The organism is Rhodococcoides sp. S146-33, assembly GCF_059489205.1.
Genome location: NZ_JCAJWY010000001.1, coordinates 837,871 through 849,087 on the forward strand (window position 1 = coordinate 837,871; position 11,217 = coordinate 849,087).

The following is an 11,217-nucleotide window of genomic DNA, read 5'->3' on the forward strand; positions in this document are numbered from 1 at the left end:
TGCCTACTCGAACGCGGTCTGGTTGGTGATCAGGGTGCGCTCGCGCGGATCGCGGGCCACGCCGGTCACGTTCTCGGATTCTCCCTGAATGACGCGTTCGTGCAGCAGCGGCACCGCGGCGTCCTTTTCGAGGATCAGCTTCTCGGCCTCGAGGATGGCGGTGCGGCGGTTGTCGCCGGGCTCGGTGGCTGCGGCGTCGGCCAATGCCGCGTCGACCTGCGGGTCACAGAACTGCGAGATGTTGAACGATCCCTCGCAGGCGAAGTCGGAGTACATGTACGCGGCCGGGTCTCCTGAGTCGAGCACGGTGGCGCGGGAGAGGATGAACGCATCGAATGCGCCGGCGAGAGCATCGGTTTCGATAAACTGATATTCGCGCACGACCTGTTCGACGACGAAGCCCTTGGCTTCGAGCTCCTGCTGCAGCAGCACCGCGACCTCGGGGAGTTCGGCTCGGTCCGTGAACGTGGCGAGGGTGATCTTCTTCCCTGCGGCGTCGCCGGCCGGGGTCTGCGTGCGGGCCGGACGATCGGCGGCCCACGGCAGAGCCGGGCCGAGCAGTCCGTTCGCGGCGTCGGCGCGGCCCTCGTACACCTGGTCGACCAGTCGGTCGCGGTCGATGGACTCGCGTGCCGCGGCGCGCATCGCCGGATCCGCGAAGACCCCGGACGCGGTGTTCAGGTACAGCGTGTTGGTGCGCGGCATCGGCACCTCGTGCACCAGCGCCTGGTCGACGTTGGCGGCCTGCGACACCGGAATCGCCTCCACCACATCGGCTGTGCCGTTGCGCAGCGCCGCGGCGCGGGCCGTTCCGTCGGGCACGAAGTCGACGTCGATCCCGGAGATCTTCGCGGGCTCACCCCAGTAGTTCTCGTTGCGGTCGAGGGTGGCCGTCGAGGTGCCGTTCACGGCCTTCAGCACGAAGGGCCCGGTGCCGGTTCCGATGGGGTTGCTGCTGCCCGTCGAGTACGCGTCGGGTGCCAGGATGGCCAGCTGCGGGCTCGACAGTCGTTGCGGTACCAGTGGATCCACATCGGCAGTGGTCACGGTGACGCTGTCGCCATCGGTGGCAGCCACCGTCATCTCGACTCCGTCGAGGATGCGGGGCTTGGGGGCCGACTGGGTGGCTGCGGTGAGCGCAGTCACGACGGCCGCGGCGTCGAGCGGAGCACCGTTGTGGAACGAGACGTCGGGCCTGATGTCGAAGTTCCACGTGCGGTCGTCCACACGATTCCAGGTGGTGGCCAGACCCGGCTCCGCCTCGCCGAGATCGTCGAGGACGATCAGCGTTTCCGCCGTGGACCAGCGCGAGAGTTTGAAGGCGTCGTCGCTGAACTGGGAGAGTCCCGAACGGGGAGGCTGCAGCATCGCCACCCGAACGCGGTTTTCGCCGTCGCCGGAGGAGACGGTACCGGCGGAAAAGCATCCGGTGAGAGTCAGCGTACTCACTGCCGCGAGGGCACCGATGCGAAACATGTTGCTGGTCAATATAACTCCTGGTGTTCTCACGTGAGCCGGGGGACGGCGTCGATCAGGTCTCGGGTCTGTCGGTGCTGGGGCTGCGTCAGAACGGCTCGTACAGGGCCTGTTTCGACGATGCGGCCGGCGTGCATCACCGATACGTCGGTGCACAGCCGCGCCACGGCCGACAGTTCGTGGCTGACGATCAACAATGCGCTCGACAAGCCGGCCAGCACGGAGAGAACCTGCTCGCGCAAGTCGGGGTCGAGTCCACTGATGGGTTCGTCTGCCAGTAGATATTGCGGTTCGCTTGCGACCGCACGCGCGATGGCGACGCGTTGATTCTGACCACCGGACAGTTCCGTGGGTCGGCGCTGCAGATAGCGCTCGGCCAGCCCGACGGCCGCGAGTGCGGCACCTGCCTTGGCTCGGTGATCGCCGTCGACGCCGAGAAGTCTCAGCGGCGTCGCCACCAGATCCAGGACACTGCGGCGCGGATCGAGGCTGCTCGCGGGATCCTGGGGTACGTACTGCACGAGTCTGCGAAACCACCGCAGCGATCGCGCGGACCCGGGACGTACCGTGCGTCCGTCCAGTTCGACGGTGCCCATCTCGGCCGAATCCAGCGCCAACAGCAAACGCAGCAAAGTGGTTTTCCCCGAACCGGATTCGCCCACCACGGCGATGCGCCCAGACGGTGGTAGCGCGAACGTCACCGCGTCGAGCGCGGTCCGCGACGAGCCGTGTCGGTCGTACTGCCGGGCGAGTCCGGTTGCCACCAACCCTGCGGTCATGGGGCTACCAACTGACGGAACGGATCCGCAGCCCTGGCCACGTCGAGCATCTGTCTTGTCCGATCCGAGGAAGGATTGTCGAGTATCGCTGTCGTGGAGCCGGATTCGATGATGGTGCCGGAATCGAGGATCACGAGGTGGTCGCAGAGCTCCGCAGCCACGGCAATGTCGTGGGTGATGAACAGCAGCGACGCCGCCTCGCGAAGCGCGTCGACCACCCGCGCCTGGCTCACCACATCGAGAGCCGTCGTCGGTTCGTCGGCAATCACCAGCGAACTCTCCCGTGCCAATGCCACTGCGATACAGACACGTTGACGCTGCCCGCCCGACAGTTCGAGCGGGTGCGAGGCGAGGATGCGTTCGGAGTCGCGCAGACCCACACGCTCGAGCAGTGCGGAGGCGTCGGACGAACGCAGTTGCCTCCCGACGGTGACCATCGGATTCAGCGCGGTCGCGGAGTCCTGGAAGACCATGGCTGGACGAGCGGTGCGCGGACGCTGCGGCGTCGGGACGCCTGCGACGTCGTGGCCGTCGACCACGATGCGACCGGAGCACGTGAGGCCCGGCGGCAGATAGCCGACCAGAGCCGACGCGATGGACGACTTGCCCGAGCCCGAGGCGCCGAGCAGGCCCACGCGTCGACCCGCGGGGATTTCGAAGGAGATGTGATCGACGATGCGGATGCGACCGGCATCGATGCAGAGGTCATCGACGACGAGCACTGGATCTCCTGATCTTTCGTAAACTGGCAATGACTTCGACAACCGTTGTCGATAAAAGATTATGCCGAATCTCGGACCAAGACAAACCGATGCGCTCCCGCCGACCGGCAACCGCAGCGTTCCCTTAACAGCCAGAAACCACCGAAAGCTATAAAATGCTAGTAGTCTCCAATTAATGACATTTTAAGGTAGGCACAAATGGCTAAACGGACTGTTGCTCCTACCCGGGCGGCGGCGGACGCTCTCGCGGTGCTCGGTACGCAGATGCGGGTGGCCCGGCACACCAAGAAGTGGACGGCCGCCGACCTCGGTAGGCGAGTCGGTGTCGACCCGCGTACCGTCACGGCTATCGAACGCGGCGCGCCTGGGGTTGCTATCGGCACGGTATTCAGTGCGGCGTCGGTCCTCGGTGTGCAGCTGTTCGGTGCCGACGACATCGAATTGGCGCGGCTCAGGCGACGCGGCGAAGAGCGGGTGGCCCTGATCCCGACCCGTGAATATCAGCCACGAGCGACGGGACCCGACGCCGATGCCGCTCTCGACTTCTGAGATCCCGTCCGGCCGACGGGACGCGTTCGTATGGGCATGGCTTCCCGGCCACACCGAACCGGTACCGGCCGGACGACTGCGCTTCAGCGACGGCGGTCGATACATCTTCGGTTACGGCCGCAGCTACCTCGATCGGTACGACGCCATCAGCCTCTACGAGCCGGAACTTCCGCTGCAGGCCGGCTGGCAGGCTCCGCCCTCCACCATGTCGATCGCGTCGGCGTTGCGCGACGCCGGCCCCGATTCGTGGGGCCAGCGGGTAATCCTCGAACGACTCAACGGTGTCGCCGGACGGGACGCCGATACGGCCGACCTCGACCAGATCACCTACTTCTTGGAGTCCGGATCCAACCGTATCGGCGGGCTCGATTTTCAAGCCGGTCCAGAGGTCTACGAACCACGCGGTGCCACAGCGACACTCGACGAGCTGCATGCCGCGGCCGACATGCTGGATCAAGGTCTCGAACTGTCCGATGATCTGGGTGCCGCGTTACTTCGGGGAACATCGATCGGAGGTGCCCGGCCCAAGGCACTCATCGACGTCGGAACCAGAAGCCACATCGCCAAGTTCTCCTCGGCATCGGATCCGTACCCGGTGGTGAACGCCGAGGCGCTGGCTCTGGAACTGGCACGGCGAACAGGAATCGACACCACCGCGTCGTTTCTCACCGAGTCCCTGGGTCGAGATGTGCTCGTCATCGAGCGGTTCGATCGGCCGCCGAGTGGTGGCCGCAGAATTATCGTCTCGGCGCTGACCATGCTCGGACTCGACGAGATGGAGGGCCGCTACGCCACGTATCCGGATCTGCTCGACGTGCTTCGCCGCACCGGTACCGATGCCTCCGTCGGTCGACGTCTGTTCGAGCGAATCGTCTTCAATGTGGCCGTCGGCAACAACGACGACCACGCCCGCAATCACGCCGCGTTCTGGGACGGCAGGGCCTTGGAGCTGACACCGGCCTATGACCTCTGTCCTCAGATCAGGTCGGGTCAGACCTCCGCGCAGGCAATGGCGTTCGACCGAGATGGGACACGCGAGAGCTCGTTCGCCGCGGTGGTCGCCGCTGCGCCGGTCTACGGACTGACCACCGCGCAGGCACGTGAGATCGTCGATGCCCAGGTCACGATCATCGAGAAGGACTTCGATGAAGCCGCGGACATGGCCAAGCTGACCCGAGCGCAGCGCAACTTCCTGTGGCACCGGCAGATACTGAATCCGTACGCACTCCACGGATACACGGACGGTCCCACTTAGGCTGACCGGGTGACCAAGGCGAGGGACGCGCAACGATCCGCGGTGTACGACGCGGAGCAGTTGGTGCGCACCATGTTCGATCGCGCCGAGGAGCGCGACATTCGTGTCGTGCAGGTGATGGGCTCGCAGATCACGTTGCCGATCGAGCGGAAATTCGCTTCGCTGACATCCGTGCAGACCTATGTCGATGCTGTGCTGGCGCTGGACTGGGTCGCCGCCACATGGCCCGACGCCGGTCGTGTCATCACCGTCCGAGCTCGCTCGGGCTCGGGTGCCGCGCACTACGAGCCGGACACGGCCACCATCGCCGTTCCCTTGCACCGAGGCAACCAAGCCTGGGCGTTGCGCGAACTGGTGGTTCTGCACGAGCTCGCGCACCACTTCGCCGACGAGAACGAGCCGCAACACGGCGGCGCATTCGTGGATCGCTACATCACCCTCGTCGGCGAGATCGTCGGTTCCGAGGCCGGGTTCGTGTTGCGGGCGATGATGGCCGAGAGCGGCGTCCGCATCGGCTAGGCAGATTCGGGTGCATCATGGGTGAGACAGCCCACACGACGAGGAGACGTACATGACCGTCAGGATCGGTGTTCAGCTTCAGCCCCAGCATGCTCCCGACTACCGACTCATCCGCGACGCGGTGCTGCGGTCGGAGGATGCGGGCGTCGACATCGTCTTCAACTGGGATCACTTCTACCCGCTGTACGGCGATCTCGACGGTGCTCATTTCGAGTGCTGGACGATGCTGGGCGCCTGGGCCGAGCAGACGTCGAACGTCGAGATCGGCGCTCTCGTCACCGGCGGTGGCTACCGCAACCCGGACCTGCTGGCCGACATGGCGCGCACTGTCGATCACATCAGCGGCGGCCGCTTGATCCTCGGCATCGGTGCCGGCTGGAACGAGAAGGACTACGACAACTTCGGCTACGAATTCGGCACGGCCGGTTCACGATTGGCGCTGCTCAAGGAGAGTCTGGCCCGAATTCGCCACCGCCTCGACGTCGGAAATCCGGCCCCCACCCGCGACATCCCGATCCTCATCGGCGGCGGCGGTGAGAAGAAGACGCTGAAGATGGTGGCTGAGTACGCGCACATCTGGCACAGCTTCGCCGACCTCGAGGCGTTGAAGCGTAAGTCGGAGATCCTCGCCGAGCACGGCACCACCGTCGGACGGGACGTCTCGGGCATCACTCGATCGGTCGCGTGGCCGGGCGCGGACACCGCCCAGGATTTCGTCGACGCCGGAGCAACGCTGTTCACCGTCGGTGTCAACGGACCCGATTACGACCTCGCCGAGCTGGGCCAGGCCATCGAGTGGCGGGACGCACACCGGTAGACACCAGTTCGTTGAGCGAAACCCTTGCGCGCGGCGCGTTTGGGTGAGTGGGCCCTGGTCCGCTTAGGGTTTTGTCCATGGTTGCCGTACGCGCTTCACGCGCGCTCGTGGTTCTCGTCCTCGGACTGTTGATGGCTCTCACGCTCGCCGCGTGTGGAACGTCCTCTTCCGACGATCAGGCGGCCGCAGGTCCCACCGACCTGTGTGCCCCTCCCGGTGTCGACAGCGCGTCGTCCACTCCGACGAACTTCGATGCCGCAGCTGCGGCCGCGACGGAGGACAAGTACACGACGGCGAACGTCACGCCGCTCGACAGAGTGGACACGAACGCTCTGGGATTGGCGACGCCGGGCGTACTCACTGTCGGTACGTTGTCCGACGCGCCGCCGAGCATCTGCTTGGACTCCACCGGCCAGTACACCGGTTACGACAACGAACTGCTGAAGGCCGTTGCCGAGAAGCTCGGCCTGCAGATCAACTTCTCGGGCACCGAGTTCTCGGGCCTGCTCGCGCAGGTTGCCGGCCGCCGCTTCGACGTCGGATCGTCCTCGATCACGACGACGGACGAGCGCCGCAACACCGTCGGGTTCACCAACGGCTACGACTTCGGTTACTTCTCCCTCGTGGCCACTGCGGGTGGTCCGATCACCAAGTTCGAGGACCTGAACCCGAGCACCAGGATCGGCGTGGTGCAGGGCACGGTGCAGGACGACTACGTGGTGAACACGCTCGGTCTCGACCCGGTGAAGTTCCCGGACTACAACACCGCGTACGCCAATCTGCGCACCGGGCAGATCGACGCATGGGTGGCTCCCTCGCAGCAGGCGGAGGGCTTGGTCAAGCCCGAGGACGGCACCGCGATCACCCAGAACACGTTCTCGCTGAACAACTTCGTCGGCTGGGCTGTCGCCCGCGACAATCAACCGTTGATCGACGCACTCAACTCCGGGCTCGACGCGGTGGTCGCCGACGGCACGTGGGCCACCCTCTACTCCGACTGGGTCCCGCGCGAATTGCCCGACGGCTTCAAGCCCGGCAGCAAGGCCGCCCCGCAGCCGGAGCTACCCGACTTCGCGGCCATCGCAGCGCAGAACGCCGCCGATGCTCCCGAAGCCGTTGCTGTTCAGCCCAAATCGACGCTGGCGCAGCTGGGCGATACGTTCTTCGATTGGTCTCTCTACAAGTCGGCCATCCCGGATCTGTTCAAGGTGGGTCTGCCGAACACGCTGATTCTGGCGTTGGCGTCGGGCATCATCGGTACGGTCCTGGGCATGCTGCTGGCCCTGGCGGGCCTCTCGCGCACGCGTTGGCTACGCTGGCCCGCTCGCGTCTACACCGACATCTTCCGCGGACTGCCCGCGGTGGTCATCATTCTGATCATCGGACTCGGAATCGGACCGGTGGTGCAGGGTCTGACCGGGGGCAATCCGTATTGGCTCGGCGCTGCGGCACTCTCGCTGCTCGCCGCGGCGTACATCGGTGAAATCTTCCGATCCGGTATCCAGAGCGTCGAGGCCGGGCAGATGGAAGCAGCGCGGGCACTGGGCTTCAGTCGTCGTCGCTCGATGAACCTCGTCGTCGTCCCGCAGGGTGTTCGGCGCGTGCTGCCGGCGTTGATGAACCAGTTCATCTCCTTGATCAAGGACTCGTCGCTGATCTACTTCCTCGGGCTGCTCGCCACCCAACGTGAGCTGTTCGCCGTCGGTCGAGATCTCAACGCGCAGACCGGAAACCTGTCGCCGCTCGTCGCAGCCGGACTGTTCTACCTGGTGCTGACCGTGCCGCTCACCCATCTCGTGAACTACATCGACAAGCGATTGCGCACCGGTAAGGCCGAGCAGACGCTCGACCCGGTGGAGCAGGCCGTCGTCGTGGAAAGAGGCTGACATGACTTCTGTTTCGCTCGCAGGCAAGGACATTCACCTGTCGTTCGGCACCAACAAGGTGCTGCGGGGGGTGAGTATCGACGTCCCGGCCGGCACGACGACGACGGTGATCGGGCCGTCCGGGTCAGGCAAATCCACGTTGCTGCGCGCCCTCAACCGACTGCACGAGCCGGAGCAGGGCGACATCCTGCTCGACGGCAAGTCGGTTCTGAAGGACGATCCCGACAAGCTGCGCCAGCGAATCGGGATGGTGTTCCAGCAGTTCAACCTGTTCCCGCACAAGACCGTTGCCGACAACATCGCGCTCGGCCCGCAGAAGTTGCTCGGCCTGTCCAAGGACGCTGCGCGCGCGGCGGCGATGGATCAACTCGAACTGGTCGGCCTGGCGAACAAGGCCGACTCGCGTCCGGGCAATCTCTCGGGTGGCCAGCAGCAGCGCGTGGCCATTGCCCGCGCCCTGGCCATGAAGCCCGAGGTGATGTTCTTCGACGAGGCCACCTCCGCTCTGGATCCCGAGTTGGTCAAGGGAGTGCTGGCACTGATGGCCGACCTCGCCGAGGGCGGAATGACCATGGTGGTGGTGACTCACGAGATGGGCTTCGCACGGTCGGTCTCGAACAAGGTGCTGTTCATGGATCACGGCAGCGCCGTCGAAACCGGAACGCCGGAGCAGTTGTTCGACGATCCGCACACCGATCGACTGAAAACGTTTCTGTCGCAAGTGCTGTAGCAGCTTAGGGCAGCCTCGTTATCCGCGACTTCACCTGAACGTTCCTTTACTTTCGCTTTTGGGTGACAGCGTGCTGTGACATGAAGCCACTACCCTTGTTCGCCGTTCACGACGGAAGCTCCAAGCGCTCATCACTGACCTGCAAGTACAAGTGCGGTGATGCGTGCTTCCACGAGATTCCGAACACGTCGAAGGGCGAGTACTTCGGCGACATCGTCAAGACCGCGATGTCGCGGCGCGGCGTCATCAAGGGTGGAGCGATGGCAGTGCTCGCCGTGGGCGCGGGCAGTGCCCTGGCGGCGTGTTCCACCGACGAGCCGGCGGCCACCGGAGCCTCCACCACCTCGGGCGCCGACACTCCTCCGGTGGACGGTGTGGATTTCGTTGCGGTGGAACCGAACACCGAGGACGCCGTTGTGGTACCCGAGGGCTACGAACAGGGCATCGTCATCCGCTGGGGCGACGCCGTCGTGGCAGGTGCACCGGCATTCGACTTCGACAACCAGACTGCTGCCGCGCAGGAGAAGCAGTTCGGCTTCAACAACGACTTCGCCGGATTGCTGCCGATCGAGGGCACCCCGAACGCGCACCTGCTGGTGGTCAACCACGAGTACAGCACCGAGCCGGCCATGTTCAAGGGCTACGACGCCGAGAAGCCCACCCGGGAACAGTTCGATATCGCTCTTGCCGCACACGGGCTTTCGGTGGTGCAGGTGCAGGGCGAATCGGGCACCGGCAAGCTGACCCCCGCCATGGGGCAGTACAACCGCCGCATCACCGGAACCACCGAGTTCGTCGTCACCGGCCCGGCTGCGGGCAGCAACTTCCTCAAGACGAGCGTCGACCCTACCGGCACCAAGGTGTTGGGTACGTTCAACAACTGCTCGGGCGGCCTGACGCCGTGGGGAACGGTGCTCTCCGGCGAGGAGAACTTCAACCAGTACTTCGGCAACGCCGAATCGGTCACCGATCCCGTTGTGGCCGAGCGGCTCTCGCGCTACGGCGTCGAGGGTGCCGCCAGCGATCGCAAGTGGGAGACCTTCGACAAGCGCTTCGATCTGGCCCAGGAGCCCAACGAGGTCAATCGCTTCGGGTACATCGTCGAGGTGAATCCGTGGGATCCGCAGTCGGCCCCCATCAAGCACACCGCACTCGGCCGCTTCAAGCACGAGGCTGCGACGATCCACGTCACCGACGACGGCACTGTGGTGGCCTACAGCGGCGACGACGAGCGCTTCGACTACATGTACAAGTTCGTCTCGAGCCGAAAGATGATGCCCGGCACCGGCGCAGCCGCAATGCGCAACAACCTGACATTGCTGGACGCGGGAACGCTCTACGTCGCCACCCTCACCGGCGATACTCCCGACGAGATCGACGGATCCGGCACCCTGCCGTCGAACGGTGAGTTCCGTGGCACCGGAACCTGGATCCCGCTGCTCGAGACCGGCGAGGACGGCCGCGGCAGGTCCCTCGTCGACGGTATGTCGGCCGAGGAGGTCGCGGTGTTCACCCGCCAGGCAGGCGACAAGGTGGGTGCCACCAAGATGGACCGTCCGGAAGACTTCGAGCCCAACCCGGTGACGGGCAAGGTCTACGTCGCGCTGACGAACAACTCCAACCGCGGCACCGAGGGCAAGGCTGCGGCCGACGAGGCCAATCCTCGCAACACCAACAAGAACGGTCAGGTGCTCGAGCTCGACGACGATCACGCGGGCACGTCGTTCACCTGGAATCTGCTGTTGGTGTGCGGTGACCCCAACGAGGCCGACACCTACTTCGGCGGCTTCGACAAGAGTCAGGTCAGCCCCATCTCGTGCCCCGACAACCTCGCGTTCGACGCCAAGGGCAATCTCTGGGTGTCCACCGACGGGAATGCCCTCGACTCCAACGACGGACTGTTCGCCGTGGTGCTCGACGGCGAACGTCGCGGCGAGACCCGGCAGTTCCTGACGGTGCCGGCGGGCGGCGAGACATGCGGACCGATCGTCACCGACGAGCGTGTCATGGTGTGCGTGCAGCACCCCGGTGAGAGCGATGACGCGACCGCCGACGCGCCGATCTCGCATTGGCCCGACGGCGGCGACACCCAACCGCGACCGTCCGTCGTCGCAGTGTGGAAGTCGGCTTAGCCGTCACTGTTTCGCATTGACCGGGGCACTTATAGTCGGCGAAAGTCGACTGTAAGTGCCTTTCGGCATTGTCAGTTGTCATCGAATGCCCGACGGGGATGTTGTCAATTCACAAGGTCTCGGGCGATGCGCCAAAGGCAGTTGACCCATTGGTAACGGGTGTGTAAACCTACGTCGATAGGCCGGTAGCTGGAACTCCATTCGGACGCATTCGAACTGGAGGACGTTTCGGGGCAACGTCGATTTCCTTTCATCGCACGACGGCGTGCCGGTACCTGCTCCCTTATGTGCACGAAGAGGCGAGTCATTGGAATCCGTTGATTCACTGACGATTCGGGAAGAAGAACTGGAT

10 protein-coding genes are annotated in these 11,217 nt (G+C 64.9%); 7 read left to right on the forward strand and 3 right to left on the reverse strand.

From position 1 onward, the window contains the following. Window positions 1-3: 3 nt before the first annotated feature. Genes AC5WEY_RS04075 through AC5WEY_RS04085 form a run of 3 tightly spaced genes read right to left on the reverse strand, consistent with a single transcriptional unit; the run spans window position 4 to window position 2,977 of the window. Window positions 4-1,488 carry an ABC transporter substrate-binding protein gene (locus tag AC5WEY_RS04075; protein ID WP_495644787.1) on the reverse strand — a complete coding sequence of 495 codons (1,485 nt, stop codon included), beginning with the start codon at window positions 1,486-1,488 and terminating at the stop codon, window positions 4-6. Between the two features lie 17 nt (window positions 1,489-1,505). After that, window positions 1,506-2,255 (reverse strand): ATP-binding cassette domain-containing protein, encoded by a 750-nt coding sequence (locus tag AC5WEY_RS04080; RefSeq protein ID WP_495644788.1) that lies wholly within the window; start codon window positions 2,253-2,255, stop codon window positions 1,506-1,508. Then, on the reverse strand, window positions 2,252-2,977 hold the full coding sequence (locus AC5WEY_RS04085) for an ATP-binding cassette domain-containing protein (RefSeq protein ID WP_495644789.1): 726 nt from the start codon (window positions 2,975-2,977) through the stop codon (window positions 2,252-2,254). Before AC5WEY_RS04085 ends, AC5WEY_RS04080 begins: the two co-directional genes overlap by 4 nt. Before the next feature lie 198 nt (window positions 2,978-3,175). On the opposite strand from AC5WEY_RS04085, the gene AC5WEY_RS04090 reads away from it, so the two are divergent. The 7 genes from AC5WEY_RS04090 (at window position 3,176) to AC5WEY_RS04120 (ending at window position 10,865) form a co-directional block, all read left to right on the forward strand. Beyond that, window positions 3,176-3,526 carry a helix-turn-helix domain-containing protein gene (locus AC5WEY_RS04090; RefSeq protein ID WP_495644790.1) on the forward strand — a complete coding sequence of 117 codons (351 nt, stop codon included), beginning with the start codon at window positions 3,176-3,178 and terminating at the stop codon, window positions 3,524-3,526. Next, window positions 3,507-4,781 carry a type II toxin-antitoxin system HipA family toxin gene (locus tag AC5WEY_RS04095; protein WP_495644791.1) on the forward strand — a complete coding sequence of 425 codons (1,275 nt, stop codon included), beginning with the start codon at window positions 3,507-3,509 and terminating at the stop codon, window positions 4,779-4,781. The genes AC5WEY_RS04090 and AC5WEY_RS04095 overlap by 20 nt, the downstream gene beginning before the upstream one ends. Before the next feature lie 9 nt (window positions 4,782-4,790). Next, complete coding sequence (locus AC5WEY_RS04100) at window positions 4,791-5,300, forward strand: TIGR04338 family metallohydrolase (protein ID WP_495644792.1); 510 nt, start codon at window positions 4,791-4,793, stop codon at window positions 5,298-5,300. Between the two features lie 52 nt (window positions 5,301-5,352). Further along, a complete protein-coding gene (locus AC5WEY_RS04105; protein ID WP_495644793.1) occupies window positions 5,353-6,117 on the forward strand; it encodes an LLM class F420-dependent oxidoreductase in 765 nt (254 codons plus the stop codon). A gap of 77 nt (window positions 6,118-6,194) precedes the next feature. Next, window positions 6,195-8,003 carry an ABC transporter substrate-binding protein/permease gene (locus tag AC5WEY_RS04110; RefSeq protein ID WP_495644794.1) on the forward strand — a complete coding sequence of 603 codons (1,809 nt, stop codon included), beginning with the start codon at window positions 6,195-6,197 and terminating at the stop codon, window positions 8,001-8,003. A 1-nt stretch (window position 8,004) separates the two neighbouring features. After that, a complete protein-coding gene (locus tag AC5WEY_RS04115) occupies window positions 8,005-8,733 on the forward strand; it encodes an amino acid ABC transporter ATP-binding protein (RefSeq protein WP_495644795.1) in 729 nt (242 codons plus the stop codon). Between the two features lie 80 nt (window positions 8,734-8,813). After that, window positions 8,814-10,865 (forward strand): PhoX family protein, encoded by a 2,052-nt coding sequence (locus AC5WEY_RS04120; protein ID WP_495644796.1) that lies wholly within the window; start codon window positions 8,814-8,816, stop codon window positions 10,863-10,865. Window positions 10,866-11,217 lie beyond the last annotated feature (352 nt).

What these genes read in the sequence shown, in the direction of transcription:
- AC5WEY_RS04110 (WP_495644794.1), top strand. Translation starts at nt 6,195, where the DNA reads ATGGTTGCCGTACGCGCTTCACGCGCGCTCGTGGTTCTCGTCCTCGGA.
- AC5WEY_RS04090 (WP_495644790.1), top strand. Translation starts at nt 3,176, where the DNA reads ATGGCTAAACGGACTGTTGCTCCTACCCGGGCGGCGGCGGACGCTCTC.
- AC5WEY_RS04115 (WP_495644795.1), top strand. Translation starts at nt 8,005, where the DNA reads ATGACTTCTGTTTCGCTCGCAGGCAAGGACATTCACCTGTCGTTCGGC.
- AC5WEY_RS04120 (WP_495644796.1), top strand. Translation starts at nt 8,814, where the DNA reads ATGAAGCCACTACCCTTGTTCGCCGTTCACGACGGAAGCTCCAAGCGC.
- AC5WEY_RS04095 (WP_495644791.1), top strand. Translation starts at nt 3,507, where the DNA reads ATGCCGCTCTCGACTTCTGAGATCCCGTCCGGCCGACGGGACGCGTTC.
- AC5WEY_RS04105 (WP_495644793.1), top strand. Translation starts at nt 5,353, where the DNA reads ATGACCGTCAGGATCGGTGTTCAGCTTCAGCCCCAGCATGCTCCCGAC.
- AC5WEY_RS04080 (WP_495644788.1), bottom strand. Translation starts at nt 2,255, where the DNA reads ATGACCGCAGGGTTGGTGGCAACCGGACTCGCCCGGCAGTACGACCGA.